The sequence below is a fragment of the Pseudomonas sp. NFPP25 genome, assembly GCF_900116505.1.
GTDB classification, from domain to species: Bacteria; Pseudomonadota; Gammaproteobacteria; order Pseudomonadales; family Pseudomonadaceae; genus Aquipseudomonas; species Aquipseudomonas protegens.
In genome coordinates this window covers 16,474-39,375 of sequence record NZ_FPBG01000002.1, presented here as the reverse complement: position 1 = coordinate 39,375, position 22,902 = coordinate 16,474, and the positions used below count along the sequence as shown (strand labels likewise).

The window sequence follows — 22,902 nt, the reverse complement described above, 5'->3', positions numbered from 1 at the left end:
TGACGGGAGCACTGTGCTGGGGAGCAATCAGGAGGACAGTTGGTTGGCGAACTGGCCGACCGCGCTGACCACCTTCTGCGCGCCGTCCTGGATCTCGACGATCACGGTGCCGGCTTCCGCCGCCAGGGCCAGCCCCTGCTCGGCCTGCAGCTTGCCTTCGGCCATCAGTTCCACGGCTTCGCGGGCCATGTCCTGGTTCTGGCGCACCACGCCGACGATTTCCTCGGTGGCCTTGCTGGTGCGCGAGGCCAGTTGCCGGACTTCATCGGCCACCACCGCGAAACCACGCCCCTGCTCACCGGCCCGGGCCGCCTCGATGGCCGCGTTGAGTGCCAGCAGGTTGGTCTGTTCGGCAATCCCGCTGATGGTCTTGACGATGCTGCCGATCACCAGGGATTGCTCGTTGAGGGCGCCAATGCCTTCGCCGGCCTCCTGCATGTGCTTGGCCAGATCGCGCATCACGTTCACCGCCTCGGTAACCACCGTGGTGCCGCGCTGGGCGCTGTTGTCGGTCTGCAGCGAGGTGTTGTAGGCAATGCTCGCCGCCTCGGCCACGGCCAGTTCCTGGTTTACCTGGTCGGTGATCACGGTGGCGAACTTCACCACTTTGTAGAGTTTGTTGTTGGCGTCCATGACCGGGTTGTAGGAAGCCTCCAGCCAGACCACCCGGCCATGAGCGTCGATGCGCTTGAAGCGCTCGGCGATGAACTCCCCGGCGTTCAGGCGTTTCCAGAAGGCCTGGTAGGCCTGGCTGTTGTACTCCTCCGGCTCGCAGAAGATGCGGTGATGCTTGCCCTGAATCTGCGCCAGGCTGTAGCCCATGCTGGAAAGGAAGCGGTCATTGGCCGTCAGCACGTTGCCGTTGAGGTCGAACTCGATCAGCGCGGTAGAACGCATCAGCGCGCCAATCAGGTTCTCGTGCTCCCGAGAGGCCTCGATGGTACGGGTCAGGTCGCTGGAGAAGATCGCGAAATACTTGATCCGCCCCTCGGAGTCGCGAACCGGCTGGGAGATGGAACGCAGCCAGGCTTCCTGGCCATTGCCGCGCAGCAGCCGCACCGCCCCGGCAAAGTGTTCGCCCCGGGTCAGGGTCGCCTTGAACCGCAGGTGAAACTCATCATGCTTGACGTGTTCCGGGACGATGTCCTCCAGGGCCCGGCCCACCAGATCGCCAGTCTTGTAGAGCATTTCCTGGGCGAAATTGTGATTGACCGACTGAATCCGTCCATCGGCGCTCAGGTTGATGACGAGCATCTCGCTTTCAAGGCTCTCCTTCACTTGCTGAAGGCTCGAAAGTTCTTCGCGTAGAGTCGACAACTCCTGCTTCAAGCGTTTATTGAACATGAGGATGTACCGGGGGGGGCTGAAAAAGTGGACTGCTTTGGGCCTAACATCGGCCCTGAAAGATTTTTCTTAATAGCCATTGAGGCTTGTCTGACAAAAATAATTCCGCAGCCAGCAAAGCCGCGGAATTCGGGCCCGCAGCCGGGGATTTCGCGCAACCAAGGAGCGCGTATAGTCGGTGACGGGAAATTCCAGGGCGATCGACGGAGTTGGACTATGGATGCATCACGCAAGGCACTTTTCCAGCAGGCCGCAGCACAGGTCGGACACAGTTTCGAAGGCGAGATGCGCATTGGCGGCAATTACGTGCCGGCGGTGCGCAATGGCGATGAGGTGTATGTCAGCGGGCAGATCCCGCGTATCGACAATACCGTGATGGTGGTTGGCCGGGTCGGTGCCGAAACCTCCCTGGAGCAGGCCCGGCACGGGGCGCAGATCTGCACCCTGCGGGCCCTGGCGATCCTCGAGCAGATGCTCGGCGACCTGCAGCGGATCAAGCGCATCCTGCGGATCAACGTCTATGTACAGAGCGCGGCGGACTTCACCCAGCAGAGCGAAGTGGCGGACGGCGCCTCCGCAGTCCTCTATTCGATCTTTGCCGACGCCGGCGTACACACCCGGACCTCGGTGGGGGTCTATCAATTGCCCAAGAATGCCTCGGTGGAAGTGGACATGATCGTCGCCCTGCACCCCGGCTCCGGCAACGACTGAGTGCAGCCACGCTGGCCGGGCCCACCCCTGCGGGCCCGGCACAGCAGCGCCGGCGGCCCATCAACTGCCGTTGTTGCGGCACTGGCCCATGACCTGGTACTCGATGGTCTTGAGCTGGCCGGCGGAATCCTCATACGTCATGCGCGAAGGCACCACCTCGCAGGACTTGATCGGCGGGGTCACGTTGACCACCTTGGCGACATCCAGCTTCATGCCGTAGCGGTACGCCTGCACCACCGGCGCCGGCTTGCCCTGGTTCGCCGCATAGCGCTCCATGGCCTTCTGGTTTTCCACCATGGCCCGGGCGAACGTACGGTCGCCTCCCCCTTCGGCCTGCGCCAGGGAAGCCAGGCTCAACAGCAGCGCGGCGAGACTCAGGTTGATTGCTTTCATCACAGTTTCCTCGTCCAGTTGACGCCAGCGAGGATAAGCAACCGACCCTGTCAGGATGATCGCGGGCAGATTACTTATCTGTAATGGGCGCTGCCGACAGCCCGCCCTACCCGGGATAACCCCCGGCCCGTCGGGGTTTTGGCCCGGGCCCTGGACGGCTTTCTTGCACAATTGTAATGACCGGGTCACCCCGCCGTTATCTGCCGTTTGCAACTATCGACAGCGACTGGGCAGGCGTTGCGACGCCTGCCGGTCGAGCCCAATAAGAACGCCTCTGGCGATATAAAAGTTGATAGCTGCCAACACTCAGGAGCGACCCCCATGCGTATTAATCCCCCCTTGTCCCTGTCCGTGCTCGCTGCGGTACTGGGGCTCAGCCCTATGGCGGCAGTGGCCGCCGAGGAACGGCCCGAAGGCTTTGTCGAAGGCAGCCGCCTCGACCTGCTGCTGCGCAACTTCTACTTCAACCGCGACGACCGCAAGGGCCAGTCCAGCCCCACCGGCAACGGCTATTCCGAAGCCTGGGCCCAGGGCCTGATCGGCCAGTTCGAATCCGGCTTCACCCAGGGCACGGTGGGCTTTGGCCTCGATGCCTTTGCCATGTACGGCCTCAAGCTCGACTCTGGCACCGGCCGCAGCGGCGGCGGTGGCTCCTTCGGCATGCTGCCGCTGAACCACGACAACCGGCCCGCCGACAGCTACGGCAAGGCTGGGGGGGCGGTGAAAATGCGAGCCCTGGATACCGTGGTGAAAGTCGGCGATGTGTTTCCCAAGACCCCCGTGGTGCACTACGGCGACTCCCGCCTGCTGCCGGAAAGCTTTCGCGGGGTGACCCTGGAGAACACCAGCATCGACGGCCTCAACCTGCAGGGCGGCCGCCTGCATGCCATGAGCCAGCCCGACAGCAGTGGCATGCGCGATGGCTTCGCCACCTTCTACGCCGGCAAGGTGGACTCGCCCTGGGTCGGCTACTTCGGCGGCGACTACCGGCTCAACTCCAATCTCAACTTCAGCCTCTACAGCAGCCGCCTGAAGGACGCCTGGGACCAGTACTACTTCGGCGTCGCGGGCAACTACCCGCTGTCCGACCAACTGAGCCTGTTCAGCGGCGTCAACTATTACAAGGCCGTCGATGAGGGCAAGAAACTCCTGGGCGAGTTCGACAACAACATCTGGAGCGCCAAGGTCGGCGCCACCTACGGCGCCCACACCCTGGCCCTGTCGCATCAGCGCAACAACGGCAACGACGACTTCGACTACCTGCGCCAGTCGGACTCGATCTTCCTCGACAACTCGATCCAGTACAGCGACTTCAACTCGCCCAAGGAACGCTCGTGGATGGTCCGCTACGACCTCGACATGCAGCCCCTGGGCATTCCCGGCCTGTCGTTCATGACCCGCTACGCCCGCGGCAGCGGCGCCGACTACAGCCACGCCAACTCGGTGTACATGCGCCGCGATGCGGCAGGTGACCCACTGACCGACCAGCGCCGCTGGGAGCGGGATATCGAAGCCAAGTACGTGTTCCAGGGCGGCAGCCTCAAGGATCTGTCCCTGCGCATCCGCCAGGCGACCATCCGTTCCAGCCAGTTCGAATCCGACCTGGAAGAGTTTCGCCTGATCGTCGAGTACCCCCTGGCCCTGCTCTAGAGAGCGGCTCCGGGCAGGCGCCAGGCCTGCCCGGTGTTAAAACTTCTTCACAGACTCATGCCTTTCAGAACTGTAATATCGACCTCACCTTCTCGTTAGGTTGGCCTTCATATACTCCCGGACACACTGGCAGCCACCGTGTTTTTCACGGCCGCCCAACGTGTCAGGAGAAGCTCATGCGCCCAACCCAACTGTTATTGATCGGCCTACTGGCCACAACCAGCTCCGCCACCTGGGCCGCTGATGGCAGCGAACGCCCACAGCAGGTCCGCGAAGCTTTCCTGGCCAGCCAGGAACAGATCCACGGCGACGCCAACCAGGAAACAGCCGCCACCGGCAGCACCGGCAAAGCCCCTCGCGATGCTTCTGCGCCTACCACGGCCGAAGAAGACATCTGACAGCGATTGCCTACCGAGCACATTCATCTCTTGAAGCGTTTTTTCTGATGCTCCTTTGGAAAGAGATGAATTTTTAGCGCCCCCTTGGGGCGCTTTTTTTTGCCCGAAAATTGCCGCAGGACTGACACCTGTAGCCGCTGCCGCAGGCAGCGGCTACAAGAAGCGGCGCGCGATCAGTCTTCTTCCCTGCGATGCGCCCATTGGTACAGGGCAGGCAGCACCAGCAAGGTGAGGATGGTGGAGGACAGGATGCCGCCAATCACTACCGTGGCCAGGGGCCGTTGCACCTCGGCGCCGGTGCCGGTGGCCAGGGCCATGGGGATGAAGCCCAGGGAGGCCACCAGGGCGGTCATCAGTACCGGGCGCAGTCGGGTCAGGGCGCCTTCATGAATCGCCAGGGACAACGAGCGCCCTTCCTCTCGCAGGTTACGGATAAAGGCAATCATCACCAGGCCGTTGAGCACGGCGACCCCGGACAAGGCAATGAAGCCCACCCCCGCCGAGATCGACAGCGGTATGTCCCGCAGCCACAGGGCCATGATCCCGCCGGTCAGGGCGAAGGGAATCCCGGTGAACACCAGCAGGCCATCCTTGAGGTTGTTGAACATCATGAACAGCAGCCCGAACACCAGCAGCAAGGCCACCGGCACCACCACCTGCAGGCGCTGGGAGGCTTCCTGCAATTGTTCGAACTGACCGCCCCAGGTGGTCCAGTAGCCGGCCGGGATTTTGACCTTCTCGGCAATCAGGCTTGTGGCCTCTTCGACGAAGGAGCCGATATCCCGCCCGCGCACGTTAGCGCTGACGATCACCAGGCGCTTGCCGTTCTCGCGGCTGACCTGATTGGGGCCCAGCACCAGATCGAGGCTGGCCACTTCCGACAGGGCGATGAAGCCGATCTGCCCGTTGGCCGTGCCCGCCGTCGCCGGTATGGGAATCAGCAGCCGGGACAGGCCGTCGATATCGGTGCGCAGTTGATCGGACAGGCGCACCACCATATCGAAGCGCCGGTCGCCTTCGTACAGGGTGCCGGCCTGGCGCCCGCCCACCGCAACGGCGATGGTGTCTTGCACATCCCCCACGTTGAGGCCGAAACGTGCGGCCTTGTCGCGGTCGATATTGATGGTCAGCACCGGCAGCCCCGAGGTCTGCTCGACCTTGACTTCCGAGGCGCCAGGCAAGCTCTGCAAGGCCGTAGCAATTTGCGTGGCGGTCTTGTTCAGCACCGCCATGTCATCGCCAAACACCTTCACCGCAACATCGCTGCGCACCCCGGAAATCAGCTCGTTGAAGCGCAGCTGGATCGGCTGCGACAGCTCGTAGGCGCTGCCCGGCACCAGGGCACTGGCACGCTGGATATCAGCGATCAGCGCCTCTCGCGACTTGTTCGGGTCCGGCCACTGGGCCTTGGGCTTGAGCATCAGGTAGCTGTCGGAAATATTCGGCGGCATCGGGTCCGAGGCGATCTCCGCGGTGCCGGTGCGGGCGAACACCCGCTCGATCTCCGGCACTTGCGCCAGCAGGGTTTTCTCCAGGCGCTGCTGCATGTCCACCGACTGAGTGAGGCTGGTGCCGGGCACCCGCAGGGCCTGCTGGGCAAAGTCGCCTTCGCTGAGGCTGGGGATGAATTCACTGCCCATGCGGCTGGCCAGCAGCGCACTGCCAGCGAGGATCAAGCCGGCCAGGGCGAAGGTCAGGCCACGCCGGGCCATCACCCAGTCCAGCACCGGGGCGTAGCCGCGCTTGGCGCTGCGCATCAGCAGGTTTTCCTCTTCCTTGACCTTGCCGGTGACAAACAGCGCGATGGCTGCCGGAACGAAGGTCACCGAGAGAATCATCGCCCCCAGCAACGCCATGACCACAGTGAAGGCCATGGGGTGGAACATTTTCCCGGCCACCCCGGTAAGGGCAAAGATCGGCAGGTACACCACCATGATGATCAACTGGCCGAAGATCAGCGCGCGCCGGGCTTCCTTGGCCGCGGCAAAGACTTCATGCAGGCGTTCGGAGCGGGTCAGCATGCGCCCGTGGTGCTGCTGGGCATGGGCCAGGCGGCGGATGGCGTTCTCGACGATGACCACCGCGCCGTCGACGATGATGCCGAAGTCCAGGGCACCGAGGCTCATCAGGTTGGCGCTGACCTTGTTGCTGAACATGCCGGTGAAGGTGAACAGCATGGACAGCGGGATCACCAGGGCGGTGATCAGCGCCGCGCGGATATTGCCCAGGAACAGGAACAGAATCACGATCACCAGCAGCGCGCCCTCGAAGAGGTTCTTCTTCACCGTGGCGATGGCCTTTTCCACCAGGTTGGTGCGGTCGTACACCGTGACCGCCACCACGCCTTCGGGCAGCGAGCGGTTGATCTCCTCAAGTTTGTTCGCCACCGCCTGGGACACGGTACGGCTGTTCTCGCCGATCAGCATGAACACGGTGCCCAGCACCACTTCCCGGCCATTCTCGGTGGCCGCGCCGGTGCGCAACTCGCGGCCGATCTGCACGTCGGCCACGTTGCGCACGCGGATCGGCGTGCCGTCGCTGCTGCTGATGACGATGTTGGCGATGTCCTCGATGGACGCCAGTTGCCCCGGCGCGCGGATCAGCAACTGCTCGCCGCTGCGCTCGATGTAGCCGGCGCCGACGTTGGCGTTGTTGCGCTCCAGGGCCGTCACCAGGTCGCTCAGGGTCAGCTTGTAGGCCGCCAGGCGCTTGGGGTCCGGGGCAATCTGGTACTCCTTGGCAAAGCCGCCGATGGTGTTGATCTCGGCCACGCCCTGCACGTTGCGCAGTTGCGGCTTGATGATCCAGTCCTGGATCACCCGCAGGTCGGTGGGGGTGTAGGGCGTACCGTCCTCCTTGCGGGCGCCCTCCTCGGCCTCCACGGTCCACAGGAAGATCTCCCCGAGCCCGGTGGAAATCGGCCCCATCACCGCCTCCACACCGTCGGGCAATTGCTCGCGAGCCACTTGCAGGCGCTCGTTGACCAGTTGGCGGGCGAAGAACAGGTCGGTGCCGTCCTTGAAGATCACGGTTACCTGGGACAACCCCGAGCGCGACAGCGACCGGCTCTGCTGCAACCCCGGCAGGCCGGCCATGGCCGTCTCGATGGGAAAGGTGATGCGCTGTTCGGTTTCCAGGGGCGAGAACCCCGGCGCCGCGGAGTTGATCTGCACCTGGACGTTGGTGATGTCCGGCACCGCGTCGATCGGCAGCTTCTGGTAGCTGGCGATGCCGACGCCGGCCATCAGCAGCACCGCCAGCAGGACGATGATGCGCTGCTCGATGGCGAATTGAATGATGCGTTCAAACATGGGAAGTCACTCTCTGATGAGGCCGATCAATGGCCGTGGTCGGCCGCGCCCTTGCCCAGTTCGGACTTGAGGGTAAAGCTGCCGCGGGCGGCTACCTGGGCCCCGGCTTCGAGGCCCTCGCGGATCTCGACAAAACCGTCCTGGCTGGCCCCGGTGACCACAGGCGTGGCCTGGAACCCCTCGGCCACGCGGACGAACACCGAGGGCCGGTCTTCCACGGTCTGGATCGCCGTCTGCGGCACGCTGACCGGTGCGTCGAAGGCTTCGGTGGCCACCTGTACCGAGACGAACAGCCCCGGGCGCCAGGCGTCATTGGGGTTGGCCAGGGTCACCCGCACCGTGGCGGTGCGGGTCTGTTCCCCCAGCAGGCTGCCGACGTAGGCCACCTGGCCCTGGACCTGGGTCCCCAGCTCACTGGAGCTGACCTGCACCGGCTGGCCGACCCGGACCTTGTCCAGGTCCTTGGGAAACACGCCGAAGGTGGCCCAGACCCGGGACAGGTCCGAGAGGGTGAACGCGGCGCTGGTTTCGCCCACCACTTCGCCCACGCTCAGGTGTTTTTCCACCACCACACCGTCGAACGGCGCGCGCATTTCATAGCGGTTGCCGCCCACCAACTGGGCGCTGCCGCTCAGGGCATTCATCTTCTGCCGGGCATTGTTGAGGGCGATTTCCGCCTCTTGCAGGGCCTGGCGTGCCAGCAGGTAATCCTGCTCGGCGGAGATCTGGTCGACCCACAACTGGCGCTCGCGCTGGAAGGTGGTACGGGCCAGTTCCACCCGCCGCCCGGCGGCGGCCAGCTCGCTGCGCTGGTCGGAGATCTGCTGGCTGGCGATCACCGCCAGCAGTTCGCCGCGCTTGACCGCCTGGCCGAGGTTGACCTGTACCGACTCCACCACACCGGCGGCCCGGGGCACGATGTGCGAGGTACGGTCCTCGTCGAAGCGGATCTCTCCCGGCAGGCTGAGTACCCGGTTGAGGCGCCGCGGACCGGCTGCGGCCAGCTCGATGCCGGCGGCCTGGATCTGTTCCGGGCTGAGTTCCAGATGGCCCTCGGGCTCCTGGGTGCCGTGCCCGGCCTCCTCGGCCTGGGGCACCGTTGCCGGGCTGGCGAACAGGCCCGGCAGCAGCAAGGCCGCCAGCCCGAGGCCGACCACTGCCGTGCTGGCCAGAACAAGGCTGCGTTTTTTATCCATGGGGACTCCTGAATCGATCGACGGTCGGTAGCGCCAGGCGCTGCCTTACGGGGTAGAGGGAAACAGCCATTGACCAATGGCCCGATGCAGCTCATGCACGCACCAATGCGCGGGTGGGTCTTCGGGGGCTGTCGGGGGTGCGCCACTGCAGTCGCTCACCAGCAACGCGGCAAGGCACGCCAGGCCCATCAGCCAGGGTTTCACCAACGGCTGAGGTCGCCGTAGATGCGCTCGATCCGTACCCAGGCATCGGTGGTTTGCGCCAGCGCGGCGAGGTACTGGGTACGCGCGCCGATCAGGGTGCGTTGAGCATCGAGAACGTCGAGAAAGCTGAACTTGCCCATCTCGAAGCCCTGGGTGGCGCTGTCCACCGCACGCTGGGCGGCGGGCAGGATGGTCTGGTTGAAGGACTGCACCTCGCCCCGGGCGGTGTTCCACTGTTCCAGGGCCTGGCGGGTTTCGGTACGCAAGCGCAATTCGGTGGCGTTGCGCAGGTCCCGGGCCTGGTCGGCGCGGCGGGCGGCGGACAGCACGTTGCCCTGGTTGCGATTGAACAGCGGCAAAGGCATCGACAGCCCTACCAGGTTGACCCGCTCCCGGGCGCTGGCGTCGTACTGGCTGCCCACGCTGACGTCCAGGTCGGGAATGCGCTGGGCCTTCTCCAGCCCCAGGGACGCCTCGCGCTGCACCACTTCCTGCTCCGCCAGGCGCAGTTCGGTGGTTTCCGGCAGGCGGCCAAGCAACTGTGCCGGGGCCGGCAGCGCCGCCAGTGCCTGGGGCTGCTCCTGCACCCCGGCAAAGTCGCTGGTGGCCGCGCCAGTGACCATGGCCAGGCGTCGGTAGGCATTGTCCTGCTCCATCTGCCCCCGGTTCAGTTCCAGGCGCACCTCGGCCAGTTGCACCTGGGCCCGGGTGGCTTCCACCGGCGAGGCCTTGCCGGCGTTGACCCGGCCCTGGGCTACCGCCACGCCCCGTTCGGCCAGGGCCAGGGAGCGCCCGGCCAGTTGGGTGCGCTCCTGGGCCCGCAGCGCCGTGTAATAGGCATCCAGAACATCCGCACGCAACTGGTTGCGACGCCGCTCCAGCTCCAGGGCCGCCAGTTCCTGACCGCGACTGGCCACGTCGATCCGTGCTCCGCGCTTGCCCCCCAGCTCCAGGGCCTGGCTGAGCTTGACCGAAGTGGTGCGCGAATCCCGGCGGGTGTCCTCGGCGTCCACCGACAGCACCGGGTTGGGGATGAGCCCGGCCTGCTGGCGGGCGCCCTGGGCGATGTCGATCTCCCAGCGTGCGGCGGCCAGTTCAGGGTTGTTGGCAAAGGCTCGGGCCAGGGCGCTGTCCAGGCTCAACAGCGGTTGCTCGACGGCGCTTGCAGATTGGCTCGCCAGGGCCAGCAACAGGGTCAGGACGCAGGTGCGTGCTGCCCGGGCAGATATTCTCGGGAAAGTCGGCATAACAAGTTCCGGCCCCTATGGAGGCAAAGTGTCTGCGAAGTTGCAGCGCACCATATCGACGCTTATCCACAGGAGTTCCGGCCGATATGAAACTGCAGCAGTTCGCCCATTGACAGGGAGAGTTTCAAGTTCGGCCAACTGTAACTTTCAGTGCTTATCAGCAGGGTGGCGCAAAGATTACAAATCCGTTAGCAAAGGCTCTGGCTCAAGGTTCTGTATTAACATCCGGCTATTCGAAGTGAACATCAAGAGCACTTTTCAAGTGCCAGCAAGCGAACTTTAAAGAACACGAATACGGCACGGGGCCGCACAACTTTCGAGCATTGGCCCGCTGATTACTCGCGTCTTTTCGTTACTGTCCCCCACCTGCCGAGAACCTCATTTCCATGCGTATTCTGGTCATCGAAGACGAACCCAAGACCGCTGACTACCTGCATCAGGGGCTGACTGAAAGTGGCTACGTGGTGGATTGCGCCAACAACGGCGCGGACGGCCTGCACCTGACTCGCCAGCATGCGTACGACCTGGTGATCCTCGACATCAACCTGCCGCACATCGACGGCTGGGGCGTGCTCGGGCAGATCCGCCAGGACAGCAGCACCCGGGTGATGATGCTCACCGCCCAGGGCCGGCTGGCGGACAAGATCCGTGGCCTGGACCTGGGCGCCGACGATTACCTGGTCAAGCCGTTCCAGTTTCCGGAATTGCTGGCCCGGGTCCGCACCCTGATGCGCCGCAGCGAACAGGCGCCGGTGCCGGATGTGCTGCGGGTCGCCGACCTGGAGCTGGACCAGGGCCGGCACCGGGCCTTTCGCGGCAAGCAGCGCATCGACCTGACCACCAAGGAGTTCGCCCTGCTGCACCTGCTGATGCGCCAGAGCGGCGTGGTGCTGTCGCGGACCCAGATCATTTCCTTTGTCTGGGACATGAATTTCGACTGTGACACCAATGTGGTGGAAGTCTCGATCCGCCGCCTGCGGGCGAAGATCGACGACCCTTTCGAACGCAAACTGATCCACACCCTGCGCGGTGTGGGTTATGTCCTTGAAGAACGCGACTGAGGCACGGCCGTGTTCGCCGGCAAGCCGGCTCCTGCACAAGACGCAAGCGCGGCTCCCTCAATGTTCATGCACCTGCTCATGAAACCCTGCCTGCTCCACCTGCAAGGTGACGTGGGCAATGTCGAAGCGCTCCTGTAGCAGCTCGGTGACCTCGGCCAGGATCGCCTGTTCATCCCGCCCTTGCAGGTGCGCCACCAGATGCGCGCTAAGCACGTTCTTGCCGCTGGTCAGGGCCCAGATATGCAGGTCGTGCACGTCGCTGATCCCCGGCACCTGGCGTATGGCCTGCTCCACCTGGTCGATGTCGACCCCGTCCGGCACCCCTTGCAGCAGCACGTTCATGCTCTCCTTGAGCAGGGTCCAGGTCCGAGGCAACACCCACAGGCCGATGGCCGCGGCCACCAGGGAATCGACCCAGCCCCAACCGGTGAACATGATCACCAGCGCGGCGATGATCACCCCCAGTGAACCGAGCATGTCGCTCCATACCTCCAGGTATGCACCCTTGACGTTGAGACTCTGGCTGCTGCCGGAGGCCAGCAGGCCCATGGAGATCAGGTTGACGATCAGCCCCAGCACCGCGATCACCAGCATTCCCGTGGACTGGATCTCGGCCGGTGTCTGCAGGCGTTGCCAGGCCTCGAACAGAATGTAGAACGCCACCACGAACAGCAGCAGGGCGTTGAACGCCGCGGCGAGGATCTCGAAGCGCGCATAACCGAAAGTACGCTTGCGGTCCGCCGGGCGCTTGGCGACCTGGATCGCCACCAGGGAGATGGCCAGCGCCAGGGTATCGGTGAGCATGTGCGCGGCATCCGACAGCAGCGCCAGGCTGCCGGTGACAAAGGCCCCGATGACCTCGGCGAGCATGAAGCTGCCGGTCAGCCCCAGGGCCATCCACAACTTGCGTTCATGCCCGGCCCGTACCTGGCCGTGACTGTGTCCTGCGCCCATGAAAGATCCTCGGTTGGCTGGTAAAGCGTGGCTCTGATGATAGTTCGATAGGCCAGGTGCCCAGGGCTGGATAAGCGAATTGTCATCTGCCGGTTATCCGCCGGTTATCCAGGTCAGGCCCATAGTTAGCCGGCTAACGAATGCACCAAAAGTGCGCATAAGCTCTCTGCGGCGGGCGCCTCGGGTATGCTCCCGAAAAAGTGAAACAAAACGTAACAGATAAAAATAGCCGATTGAGGAGTCCCGCCTTGGATGTATCGACTGCCGCCTGGATGGTCCACGACACCCGCCTGATCATCTGCTGCCTGGTGGCCATCGCCAGCATCATTGTGCTGATCAGCGCCACCAAACTGCCGCCGTTCCTGTCGATCCTGATCGGTACCTTCATTGCCGGGGTGGGCGCAGGCCTGCCGCCGGAGGAAGTGGCCAAGGCCTTCAGCAAGGGCGCCGGGGCGATTCTCGGCGAGGCCGGGATCATCATTGCCCTGGGCTCGATGCTCGGCGCATTGATGGCCGAGTCCGGCGCCGCCGACCGCATCGCCTCGACCTTGCTGGGCCTGGGCAAGGGCAAGTCGCTGCCCTGGGTCATGGCCCTGGTGGCGATGGTCATCGGCCTGCCGCTGTTCTTTGAAGTGGGGCTGGTGATGATGGTGCCGATCATTTTCGTCATGGCCCGCCGCTCGGGCCTGCCGCTGCTGAAAATCGCCATTCCGGCCCTGGCCGGGATGACCACCCTGCACGCGCTGATGCCCCCGCACCCGGGCCCGCTGATTGCCGTCAGCGCCCTGCACGCCGACCTCGGCCTGACCATGCTGCTGGGCTTGTGCCTGGCCGTGCCGGCGGTGATCCTGGCCGGCCCGCTGTATGGCAACTGGTTGTCCAAGCGCCTGCTGGTCAGCGAACCGGCGGAGCTCGGCGCGCTGTTCAGTGCTGCGCCCAAGGCCCCGCGCCAGCCGGGCTTCGGCGTGTCGCTGCTGATCATTGTGCTGCCGGTGCTGCTGATGCTCGGCAGCACCCTGGCCAAGGTCGCCATGAGCCCGGAGAACACCCTGGCCCTGACCCTGAAGTTTCTCGGCGAACCCCTGATCGCCCTGGGCCTGGCGGTGATCGCCGCGGTGATCTGCCTGGGCTGGGCCAATGGCATGGCCCGGGACCAGGTGGGCAACACCCTGCGCAAAAGCCTGGCACCGATTGCCGTGCTGCTGCTGACCATTGGCGCCGGCGGCGGGCTCAAACAGACGCTGCTGGATGCCGGGGTCAGCCAAACCATCAGCAAGGTGGCCGAAGGCGCGCACCTGCCCTATATCCTCCTGGCCTGGCTGATCGCCGTGGCCCTGCGCCAGGCCACCGGCTCGGCTACCGTGGCCACCACCACGACCGCCGGTATCCTGGCGCCGATGATGGCCGGTCTGGCCGCCACCCAAAGCTCCCTGGTGGCGCTGGCCATCGGCGCCGGCTCGGTGTTCTTCTGCCACGTGAACGACGCCGGGTTCTGGATGGTGCGCGAGTATTTCGGCCTGCAACTCAAGCAGACACTCTGGGTCTGGTCGGTGCTGCAGACCATTGTTTCCGTGGTCGGGCTGGTGGGGACGCTGCTGCTCTGGCACTGGTTGCAATAACCGCTGGCCGTGGTGGGCAGGCCAGCCCTTCTGCATTGGGAACAGCGCTGTAGAATGCCCGCTTCATTCTCAGCGCAAGGGACCGACATGCCTTATCAGCCCTGGATCTTTGGCCTCGTCATCGCCGTAATTGCAGGCGCCGCTGGCTGGGCGCCTGCCCAGGCCGCAGCGCTGGATTGCGAGCACATCAGCGTCAGCGAACAGGTCGACCGCTGCGCCCAGCAGGACAAGGAGCGGGCCGACGCCGCACTCAACCAGAGCTATCAGGCGCTGCTGGTCCGGGTGCACAACCTGTACCCCAGCAGCCTGCTGCAAGAACAGGAATACCTCGGCAAATTGAAGAACGCCCAACGCGCCTGGATCAAATACCGCGACAGCACCTGCGTGCTGGAGGCCTTCGAAGTGGAACCGGGCAAGCCGGCCCATGTGACCCTGATCAACCTCTGCGTGACCCGCCTGAGCACCGAACGCACCCGGTATCTGGAACAACTGCTGCCCGAATGACAGCAGGCCCGGGGGCCTCTTCGCCGGCAAGCCGGAGCACCTGCAGGAGCGGGCTTGCCCGCGAAAGCGGCCTCAGGAGCCCGCTCGCTGCCAGAACGGTCGATGCCCCAAGCCATGCAGCAGTCCGCAGATCAGGCTGACGAGCCAGGCAAAGCCCAGCATGCCAACACACGAGTCGCCCTGGCGCAGGCGCTGCTGGCACTCTGCGGCGCTGGAACACAGGGCGCTGCACCCGGGTTGATCGTCGCGGCGACAACTGAGCAGGTACCCCCGCAGGTGGCGGAGAACCAGGGTCTGCCCCGGCAGTTGAGCGAGTGGCAGCTGGAGCCGGGTCAGTTCGCGGTTCAGGCGCAAGCGTTGGCGCTCCCCGGTGTCGAGTTCCTCCACCAGCAGCGCCCCGGCCTCCACTGCGATCACCCGGGCGCGCAAGCTGTCGGGGCTGGCGCCCTCCAGGCCGTAGTCCAGTTGAGTGCAGGTCCAGGCCTGGATCAGGGCAAACACCAACCCCAGCACGAAGCTCATCAGCGCCACTTGTAACAGTGGCGCCAAGGCGGAGAAATTTCGCAAGGAACACAGCGTCGAACGAATCAAGACAGCTCCCGGAAACCCAAGCGCAGGCCGCGCGTTCCGGGAGATTAGCGGGAAAAAACCGGGGGCTGAAAGCCCTTTTCCAACCCGGTTTCACGCGGGATCAAGAGGCGTTTTGGTGAAGGCTCTAGCTCGCCGCTTCGCTGAATCACAGCAAGCCGAAGAAAAGTCCTAGCGTTGGTCAGCCATGCAGCTTTCTCTCGCTGCCGCAGGCCCTTCCTCACCCACACGGCCGCCGAAGTAAGCGGCGCTGACGACCCCCACCGCTCCCATCACTGCGCAGTAGATCACGCAGATCCAGGGGCTCCAGGGCATCAGGGCGATCAGCAGCAACGGCGTGGTACTGGCCCAGAGGGCATAAGCGATGTTGTAGGTGAAGGAGATCCCCGACACGCGAATCCGCGCCGGAAACAGGCCCACCATCACCGACGGCACCGCCCCCACCACGCCGCAGCCCAGGCCGGCGATGGCATAGGCCAGGCCGATCCAGGCGCCGCCGCTGATCAGGCAGCCATAGAGCACGGCGATGCCCAGTGGCAGCAGCAGGCTATAGAGCATCACCGTGCGCCAGGCACCGAGGCGGTCGACGACCAGCCCCGCCAGCACGCAACCAATGTTGAGAAAGACAATCCCTAGGCTGCTCAGGGCAAAAGTGTGGCTGGCGCTCATGCCGAAGCTTTTTTGCATCATGGTCGGGGTGATGACCACGAACACCACCACCGCCGAGGTCAGCACGCAGGTGAGGATCAGCGCCGGCAGGATCGCCAGCCGGTGTTCCCGCAACACGGTGCGCAGGGGCAGTTCGGCGGCGGCATCGCGCTGGTGCTGCAGCGCCACGAACACCGGGGTTTCGCTCAACCAGCGGCGCAGCCAGACGCCGATCACGCCGAACACGCCGCCCAGCAGGAAGGGATAGCGCCAGGCGTGGTCGAGGATTTCCTCGGGGCTGAAGACCCGCGCCAGCAGGGTCGCGGTCAGGGCGCCCAGCAGGTAGCCGAAGGTCAGTCCGGCCTGGAGAAAGCCCAGGGCATAACCGCGATGGGCCCGCGGCGCGTGCTCGGCGACGAATACCCAGGCGCTGGGCACTTCACCGCCCACGGCGGCACCTTGCAGCACCCGCAGCGCCAGCAGCAGCAAGGGCGCGAAATAACCGATCTGGGCATAGGTCGGCATGATGCCGATCAGCAGGCAAGGCAGCGCCATCATCAGGATGCTCAGGCTGAAGACCTTCTTGCGCCCCAGGCGGTCGGCGAAATGGGCCATGAGGATGCCGCCCAGGGGCCGGGCCAGGTAGCCGGTGACGAAGATCCCGAAGCTCTGCAGCAGGCGCAGCCACTCGGGCATTTCCGGGGGAAAGAACAGCTGGCTCAGGGTCAGGGCGAAAAATACGAAGATGATGAAGTCGTAGATTTCCAGGGCACCGCCCAGGGCGGCCAGGCCCAGGGTCTTGTAGTCGGAGCGGGAAAAGCGCGCCGGCGACGACTCAGTGGAAGGGGTCATAAAGCAACTCGATGGCAGCACAAAGCAAAGGCGCTCATGGTCTACGCAAAAGATCCGGGGAACAACCCGTTCCCGGCCCTGGGTTGGTTTTCCGGGGTTTTCTGTACCTTGAACGGCCGCGCGCCAGGCCAATAATCGGGCACTTTCCCACCCAAGCAGAATCAGGAAAGTCGTCATGAGCAGCCATACCCGCACCCAGCGCCTGAGCGTCCCGCAACTGGTGGCCATGAAAGGCCGGCAGAAGATCGTTTCCCTCACCGCCTATACCAGCCACATGGCGCGGCTGATGGACCCCTTCGTGGATTTCATCCTGATCGGTGATTCCACCGCCATGGTCGGTTACGGGCGCACCTCGACCCTGGACATGAGCCTGGCGGAAATCATCGCCCACACCCGCGCGGTGGTGGCCGGCAGCCGCCTGGCCTGCGTGATTGCCGACATGCCCTTCGGCAGCTACCAGGAATCCCCGCAACAGGCCTACCGCAATTGCGCCGAGGTGATGGCCCGCACCGGTTGCGCCGCCCTCAAGCTGGAGGGCGGCCGGGCCCTGGCGCCCACCGTGGAGTTCCTGGTGCAGCGGGGCATTCCGGTGATGGCGCATATCGGCCTGATGCCGCAGTTCGTCAACCAGATGGGCGGGTTCAAGGCCCAGGGGCTCGACAGCGAGGCGGCCCGCAAGATCGAGGAAGATGCCCGGGCCCACCTCGAGGCCGGCGCCTTCAGCCTGTTGCTGGAAGGGGTTGCGGAGCCCCTGGCGCGGCGCATCAGCGACTTCTCGCCGATGCCGACCATTGGCATCGGCGCCTCCCCGGCCTGCGACGGCCAGGTACTGGTGACCGAAGACCTGCTGGGGCTGGGCGGGCCCCAGGTGCCGCGTTTCGTCAAGCAATACGCCGATGCCGGCGCCCTGATCAGCCAGGCCTGCGAACGCTTCGCCGCAGAGGTTCGGGAGCAGGCCTTTCCGCAGTTGCAGCATTGTTATGGGGTGGTTCAGGAGGCCTGACTCACCGCCCGCGCCAACAGCCCGAGGGCGCCCTGGATATCCTTGCTCCAGTCCAGGGTGAAGCTCAGGCGCAGGTGCTGCTGCCACAAGCCCTGCTGGCTGAAGATCGCCCCCGGGGCGATGACGATGCCGTCGGCCAGCAGGCGCTCGTAGACCCGGGTCATCGGCACCGGGCGCCTGGCTTCGACCCACAAGGTCGCGCCGCCGGCGGCAAGCGGCGCATGCAACAGCCCGCCGGCCTGCTCGTCCAGCAGTTGCTGCAACTGCTTCATTCGCTGTTGCAGCATGCCCCGCAGTTTCAGCACGTGCTGGTCTACGCGACCGGAACTCAAGAGCCGGGCCACGGCCTTCTGGCGGATCGGCGACAGGCGAAAGCGCCGCTCCAGGCACTGGCGCTGCAAGGCCGGGCCCAGGCTGCGGCTCAGCACGTAGCTCAAGGGCGCCTCGGCGCCGATGGCCTTGTCCAGGCTGGCGAACACCAGCAGGCGCTCGGGATCGGCGAAATCCCGATAGCGAGCAGCGCCGGGCACGAAGCTGAATGCTCCGTAGCTGTCGTTCTCCAGCAGCCAGATCCCCCGCTCGGCGAACCAGCGGCACAGCTGCTGCTTGTCGGCGGCGGGCATCAGGCTGCCGTGGGGGATGTTCACCGTCGAGGAGAACACCGCCAGGCGCACCGGCTCGCGCTGAAGCAGCGCTTGCACCTGCTGCAGATCGAAGCGCCCGCCGGCATCCAGGGGCAGCTCGATAATCCGCAGGCGCGCCGCCCGCAACTGGCGCAGGATCGCCCAGGAACACGGGGACTCCACCAGCACCACGCCGCCGTCCAGGTCCAGCGCTCGCAACGCCAACTCCACCACGCTGTGCAGATCGGCCCCCAGGAACACCTGGTCGGCCTGCCAGTAGTCGCGGCTGGAGCAGGTGTAGCGCCGGGCCAGTTCGCTGCGCAGCTCCTGCTCGCCCAGGGGCTGGTACAGCGGTGCCTGGTTGCGCGGGTACTGGCGGGCCAGTTCGCGCTCGGTCATCAGCAAGGGTTGCTCCAGCGACAGCAGCATCGCCGGCGCATCGCTGCACAGCGCCAGGCGCCCCGGCAGGCGGGCCTGGGCATAGAGGTTGTCGAGCAGATCCTCACCGGCCTCGGGCACGGTCGCGGCGGCCAGGGCCCGGGTGAAATAGCCCTGGCGCGGCCGCGAACAGATGCGCCCCTCGTCTTCCAGCAGAGCGTAGGCGTACTTGATGGTGGACAGGGAAACCTTCAGCCGCTGCGCCAGTTCGCGCAATGACGGCAGGCGTTGCTCCTGATCGCTGGCGGCGTTGTCGATCCACTGCGACAGGTAGCGGTAGACCGCCTGATAGGCGAAAGACGGGTGGCGCTGCACCGCTTCAGTTGCCTTTGGCCATGGCGATCGCCGCCTGGATCGCCGCGCGGGCCTGGGGGCTGTTCTTCCAGCAACTGGAACCCACCAGGGCCGAAGCCTGGGTGACGATGTGCAGGGCATCGGCGGCGGCCAGCTGGGCCAGGGAAGTGATGCCCAGTTGTTCCAGGCGAGCGACCACGGTAGAACCGACACCCTTGACCTTGAGCAGTGCGGCGCGTTCTTCGGGGGAAAATGACATGGGCGTTGAGATCCTTTGCAGTCCGTGGCAATTGCCGCATTCTTGCACAGTTCTCGGCCGCCTCTGCCTGGGGCGGCCGACCTCCTTATAAACATAAGAAATCCGAGGTACTCACGTGGCCGCTGATATTCAAGATAGCCGCTCCGCCCGCTTTGCCCTGCGCTGCTCGAACTGGGCCGAACGCTGGTTTCCCGACTCCTGGGTGTTCGCCGCGCTGGCGGTGATCATCGTTGCCCTGGCCACACTGGCCATGGGCGCCAAGCCCACCGATGCCGCCATGGCGTTTGGCGACGGCTTCTGGAGCCTGATCCCCTTCACCATGCAGATGGCCTTCGTGGTCATTGGCGGCTATGTGGTAGCCAGCTCACCTCCGGCGGTGAAGCTGATCGACAAGCTGGCGCGCATTCCCAGGAACGGCCGCTCGGCGGTGGCCTGGGTGGCGCTGATTTCCATGGTCGCCTCCCTGCTCAACTGGGGCCTGTCCCTGGTGTTCGGAGGCCTGCTGGTGCGGGCCCTGGCCCGGCGTACCGAACTGCGCATGGACTACCGCGCCGCCGGCGCTGCCGCCTACCTGGGCCTGGGCGCGGTCTGGGCCCTGGGGCTGTCGTCTTCGGCGGCGCAGTTGCAGGCCAACCCCGGCAGCCTGCCACCGTCGATCCTGGCCATCACCGGGGTCATTCCCTTCACCCAGACCATCTTTCTCTGGCAATCCGGCGTCCTGCTGCTGGCCCTGGTGGTGGTCTCGCTGATCGTCGCCTACGCCACGGCGCCCGGCCCCGGCAGCGCCCGGGATGCCCAGGCCTGCGGGGTCGACCCGAGTTTCAGCATGCCCAAGCCGCAACCCCGGACCCGCCCTGGCGAATGGCTGGAATACAGCCCGTTGCTGACCCTTCTCCTGGCGCTGCTGGCGGCCGGCTGGCTGTATCACGAGTTCGCCACCAAACCGGCGATCACCGCGATCTCCGGGCTCAACACCTACAACTTCCTGTTCCTGATGGCCGGCGCCCTGCTGCACTGGCGCCCGCGCAGCTTCCTCGATGCCGTGGCCCGGGCAGTGCCCACCACCACCGGGGTGCTGATCCAGTTCCCGCTGTACGGTTCGATCGCCGCGCTGATGACCGTGGTCAAGGGCGTGGATGGCCAGACCCTGGCCCACCACATCTCGACCTTCTTCGTGCAGATCGCTTCCCACGACACCTACGCCCTGCTGATGGGGCTGTACTCGGCGGTGCTGGGCTTCTTCATTCCTTCGGGCGGCGGCAAGTGGATCATCGAGGCGCCCTACGTGATGCAGGTGGCCAATGACCTGCAGTACCACCTGGGCTGGGCGGTACAGATCTACAACGCCGCCGAGGCCCTGCCGAACCTGATCAACCCCTTCTACATGCTGCCGCTGCTGGGGGTGCTGGGCTTGAAGGCCCGGGACCTGATCGGCTTCTCCTTTGTCCAGTTGCTGGTGCATGCGCCCCTGGTGCTGGTGCTGCTCTGGGCCCTGGGGACCACCCTGTCCTACCTGCCGCCGGTCATTCCCTGACAGAGCCACAGGCCCGCTGCACAGCGGGCCTGTGGATAACGGCCCGTCGGCCCAATCGCAGATTTATCCAGGGCCCAGACAGCCAGGCCGTGCCGCATTCCTGTAGCCTTTGCGTCATATTCGGTTGTTACCGTGCGACCGAAATACTTTGTAACGAATCCTCAGAGAGCCGAGCAAGGAGCCGACATGAGCGACGATACCGACCTGCGCGACACCCCCGAATCCGCCACCGACCAGCCTGCCGATACCAGCCGCCGCCGCTTCCTAGGCGGCGTTGCGGTTCTGGGGGTCGGCGCCACCCTGAGCGCCTGCGGCCAGCCCGGCGAGCCAGGAGGCAAACCGCCGGTGGAACGCCCCTTGTCCCCGGCCGAACTGGACAAGGCGCTGCAGGAGCAGGTGAAGAACGTAGTGGTACTGTTCGCCGAGAACCGCAGCTTCAACAACCTGTTCGCCAACTTTCCCGGGGTGGAGAAACCGCTCTCGGCCCTCAAGCCCGAAGACTTCCAGCAGCGCGACCGCGACGGCAACCTGTTGCAGAAACTGCCGCCGATCTGGGGCGGCATTCTCCAGGTGGGCCCGCAGACCCTGGACGGCATCACCTACCCGGTGGAAACCCAGTTCCAGGAAAACCTGCCCAATGCCCCCTTCGCCCTCAAGGGGCCCAGTGGCGAGGACCTGCCCCTGGGCCTGGTGACCCGCGACCTGTGGCACGTGTTCTACCAGAACCAGATGCAGATCAACGGAGGCAAGAACGACAGCTTCGTGGCCTGGGCCGACTCCGGCGCCCTGACCATGGGCCACTACGCCCAGACCCGCTACTCCCTGCGCCTGTGGGACGTGGCTCGGGAGTTCGTGCTCTGCGACAACTTCTTCCAGGGGGCATTCGGTGGCTCGTTCCTCAACCACCAGTACCTGATCAGCGCCAAGGTGCCGTTCTACCCCGATGCCGCCAACTCGGTGGCCAAGTCGCAGATCGCCACCCTGCAGGGCGACGACCCCAAGGGCACCCGCCTCAAGCCCCTGGACAAGTCCCCGGCCAGTGCCATGGACGGCGCTCCGCAGTTCGGTCCCAGCGCCCTGACCCCGGACGGTTACGCGGTCAATACCATGGCCCCGCCCTACTGGCCGACCTGGATCCGCGACCCGGAGCGCCCGGACTACGCCAAGCCGGACCTGCCCAGCGTACTGGTGCCTCAAACCCACGAACACATCGGCGACAAGCTGTCGAAGAAGAACGTCGACTGGGCCTGGTACGGCGGCGCCTGGCAGGCGACCCTGGAGCAGTTCAAGGATTCCGGCGGTATTCCCAAGATCCCCAACTTCCAGTACCACCACCAGCCCTTCAACTACTTCGTGCGCCAGGGCCCGGAAAACCCCGCCGAACGGGCCAAGCGCCTGCGCGACGGCGGCCTGGGCGATGAGTCGAGCACCAACAAGTTCTTCGCCGATGCCGAGGCCGGCAAGCTGCCGGCGGTGACCTTCTACAAGCCCCAGGGCAACCTCAACCTGCACGCCGGCTATGCCGATGTGGCCGCCGGCGACCGGCATATCGACCGGGCATTGAAAGTGCTGCGGGAAAGCCCACAGTGGAAAAACATGGTGGTGATCGTCACCGTTGACGAAAACGGCGGCTGGTGGGACCACGTGGCACCGCCCCAGGGCGACCGCTGGGGCCCGGGCACGCGGATTCCGGCGCTGGTGGTATCGCCGTTCGCCCGCAAGGGCACGGTGGACCACACGGTCTACGACACCGCCTCGATCCTGCGGCTGATCACCCGGGTGTTCCAGCTGGAAACCCTGGACGGCATCAAGGAACGTGACCAGGCCATGATCGCCCGGGGCCAGAAGCCCATGGGCGACCTGACCAACGCCCTGCACTTCACGGCCTGACCCCGGCCGGGCCCGCAACGGGCCCACCTGCCACCGCAGAACCGAAACCCAAGCCCGGCTTCGGTTCTGCGGCACCGGCACAAATGATAGCCATATAACATCACCCACTTTACCCATCCACCCGGCGGGTAATATCCTGCGCGCCACCTATTTGTTTCATCTGTTTTCCGATTGGAAAGGG

19 protein-coding genes are annotated in these 22,902 nt (G+C 65.1%); 9 read left to right on the top strand and 10 right to left on the bottom strand.

Going from position 1 to position 22,902, the window contains the following annotated elements:
- Positions 1-27: 27 nt before the first annotated feature.
- Positions 28-1,344 (bottom strand): methyl-accepting chemotaxis protein, encoded by a 1,317-nt coding sequence (locus BM382_RS07060; RefSeq protein WP_011063455.1) that lies wholly within the window; start codon positions 1,342-1,344, stop codon positions 28-30.
- A 216-nt stretch (positions 1,345-1,560) separates the two neighbouring features.
- On the opposite strand from BM382_RS07060, the gene BM382_RS07055 reads away from it, so the two are divergent.
- A complete protein-coding gene (locus tag BM382_RS07055) occupies positions 1,561-2,055 on the top strand; it encodes a RidA family protein (protein ID WP_011063456.1) in 495 nt (164 codons plus the stop codon).
- A 60-nt stretch (positions 2,056-2,115) separates the two neighbouring features.
- Here the strand turns inward: BM382_RS07055 and BM382_RS07050 are convergent, their stop codons facing one another.
- On the bottom strand, positions 2,116-2,448 hold the full coding sequence (locus tag BM382_RS07050; RefSeq protein ID WP_015637022.1) for a DUF2790 domain-containing protein: 333 nt from the start codon (positions 2,446-2,448) through the stop codon (positions 2,116-2,118).
- A gap of 321 nt (positions 2,449-2,769) precedes the next feature.
- Between BM382_RS07050 and BM382_RS07045 the strand changes: the two genes are divergently transcribed.
- Together BM382_RS07045 and BM382_RS07040 are read left to right on the top strand one after the other, a co-directional pair.
- Positions 2,770-4,098, top strand: coding sequence for an OprD family porin (locus BM382_RS07045; protein WP_072442476.1), 1,329 nt, complete (start codon positions 2,770-2,772; stop codon positions 4,096-4,098).
- A gap of 176 nt (positions 4,099-4,274) precedes the next feature.
- Positions 4,275-4,496, top strand: a complete 222-nt coding sequence (locus BM382_RS07040; RefSeq protein WP_011063459.1) for a hypothetical protein — start codon at positions 4,275-4,277, stop codon at positions 4,494-4,496.
- Between the two features lie 173 nt (positions 4,497-4,669).
- Here the strand turns inward: BM382_RS07040 and BM382_RS07035 are convergent, their stop codons facing one another.
- The 3 genes from BM382_RS07035 to BM382_RS07025 all read right to left on the bottom strand — a co-directional run bounded on the left by BM382_RS07035 (position 4,670) and on the right by BM382_RS07025 (position 10,454).
- Positions 4,670-7,807 carry a CusA/CzcA family heavy metal efflux RND transporter gene (locus BM382_RS07035; protein ID WP_072442474.1) on the bottom strand — a complete coding sequence of 1,046 codons (3,138 nt, stop codon included), beginning with the start codon at positions 7,805-7,807 and terminating at the stop codon, positions 4,670-4,672.
- A gap of 26 nt (positions 7,808-7,833) precedes the next feature.
- A complete protein-coding gene (locus BM382_RS07030) occupies positions 7,834-9,003 on the bottom strand; it encodes an efflux RND transporter periplasmic adaptor subunit (RefSeq protein ID WP_041119885.1) in 1,170 nt (389 codons plus the stop codon).
- A gap of 200 nt (positions 9,004-9,203) precedes the next feature.
- Complete coding sequence (locus tag BM382_RS07025; RefSeq protein WP_072442472.1) at positions 9,204-10,454, bottom strand: TolC family protein; 1,251 nt, start codon at positions 10,452-10,454, stop codon at positions 9,204-9,206.
- Between the two features lie 386 nt (positions 10,455-10,840).
- Between BM382_RS07025 and BM382_RS07020 the strand changes: the two genes are divergently transcribed.
- A complete protein-coding gene (locus BM382_RS07020) occupies positions 10,841-11,515 on the top strand; it encodes a heavy metal response regulator transcription factor (RefSeq protein WP_011063463.1) in 675 nt (224 codons plus the stop codon).
- A gap of 57 nt (positions 11,516-11,572) precedes the next feature.
- Here the strand turns inward: BM382_RS07020 and BM382_RS07015 are convergent, their stop codons facing one another.
- On the bottom strand, positions 11,573-12,469 hold the full coding sequence (locus tag BM382_RS07015) for a cation diffusion facilitator family transporter (protein WP_011063464.1): 897 nt from the start codon (positions 12,467-12,469) through the stop codon (positions 11,573-11,575).
- A gap of 248 nt (positions 12,470-12,717) precedes the next feature.
- Here BM382_RS07015 and BM382_RS07010 point away from each other — a divergent pair, with 248 nt between their 5' ends.
- Both BM382_RS07010 and BM382_RS07005 read left to right on the top strand, forming a co-directional pair.
- Complete coding sequence (locus BM382_RS07010; RefSeq protein ID WP_072442470.1) at positions 12,718-14,088, top strand: GntT/GntP/DsdX family permease; 1,371 nt, start codon at positions 12,718-12,720, stop codon at positions 14,086-14,088.
- Positions 14,089-14,175: 87 nt separating this feature from the next.
- A complete protein-coding gene (locus tag BM382_RS07005) occupies positions 14,176-14,592 on the top strand; it encodes a lysozyme inhibitor LprI family protein (protein WP_015637031.1) in 417 nt (138 codons plus the stop codon).
- Positions 14,593-14,664: 72 nt separating this feature from the next.
- Here the strand turns inward: BM382_RS07005 and BM382_RS07000 are convergent, their stop codons facing one another.
- Positions 14,665-15,183, bottom strand: a complete 519-nt coding sequence (locus BM382_RS07000) for a hypothetical protein (RefSeq protein ID WP_011063467.1) — start codon at positions 15,181-15,183, stop codon at positions 14,665-14,667.
- A 168-nt stretch (positions 15,184-15,351) separates the two neighbouring features.
- Complete coding sequence (locus BM382_RS06995; RefSeq protein ID WP_053153842.1) at positions 15,352-16,680, bottom strand: MFS transporter; 1,329 nt, start codon at positions 16,678-16,680, stop codon at positions 15,352-15,354.
- 175 nt (positions 16,681-16,855) lie between these two features.
- Here BM382_RS06995 and panB point away from each other — a divergent pair, with 175 nt between their 5' ends.
- A complete protein-coding gene (gene panB / locus BM382_RS06990; protein ID WP_011063469.1) occupies positions 16,856-17,683 on the top strand; it encodes a 3-methyl-2-oxobutanoate hydroxymethyltransferase in 828 nt (275 codons plus the stop codon).
- On the opposite strand, the gene BM382_RS06985 is transcribed toward panB, so the two are convergent.
- Together BM382_RS06985 and BM382_RS06980 are read right to left on the bottom strand one after the other, a co-directional pair.
- On the bottom strand, positions 17,671-19,059 hold the full coding sequence (locus tag BM382_RS06985) for an aminotransferase-like domain-containing protein (protein ID WP_072442468.1): 1,389 nt from the start codon (positions 19,057-19,059) through the stop codon (positions 17,671-17,673). The genes panB and BM382_RS06985 overlap by 13 nt on opposite strands.
- 4 nt (positions 19,060-19,063) lie before the next feature.
- Positions 19,064-19,297, bottom strand: coding sequence for a hypothetical protein (locus tag BM382_RS06980; protein ID WP_041774476.1), 234 nt, complete (start codon positions 19,295-19,297; stop codon positions 19,064-19,066).
- Positions 19,298-19,412: 115 nt separating this feature from the next.
- On the opposite strand from BM382_RS06980, the gene BM382_RS06975 reads away from it, so the two are divergent.
- Both BM382_RS06975 and BM382_RS06970 read left to right on the top strand, forming a co-directional pair.
- Positions 19,413-20,831: a short-chain fatty acid transporter gene (locus BM382_RS06975; protein WP_011063472.1), complete on the top strand. Its 1,419-nt coding sequence runs from the start codon at positions 19,413-19,415 to the stop codon at positions 20,829-20,831.
- Between the two features lie 186 nt (positions 20,832-21,017).
- Positions 21,018-22,721 carry an acid phosphatase gene (locus BM382_RS06970; RefSeq protein ID WP_015637036.1) on the top strand — a complete coding sequence of 568 codons (1,704 nt, stop codon included), beginning with the start codon at positions 21,018-21,020 and terminating at the stop codon, positions 22,719-22,721.
- Positions 22,722-22,902 lie beyond the last annotated feature (181 nt).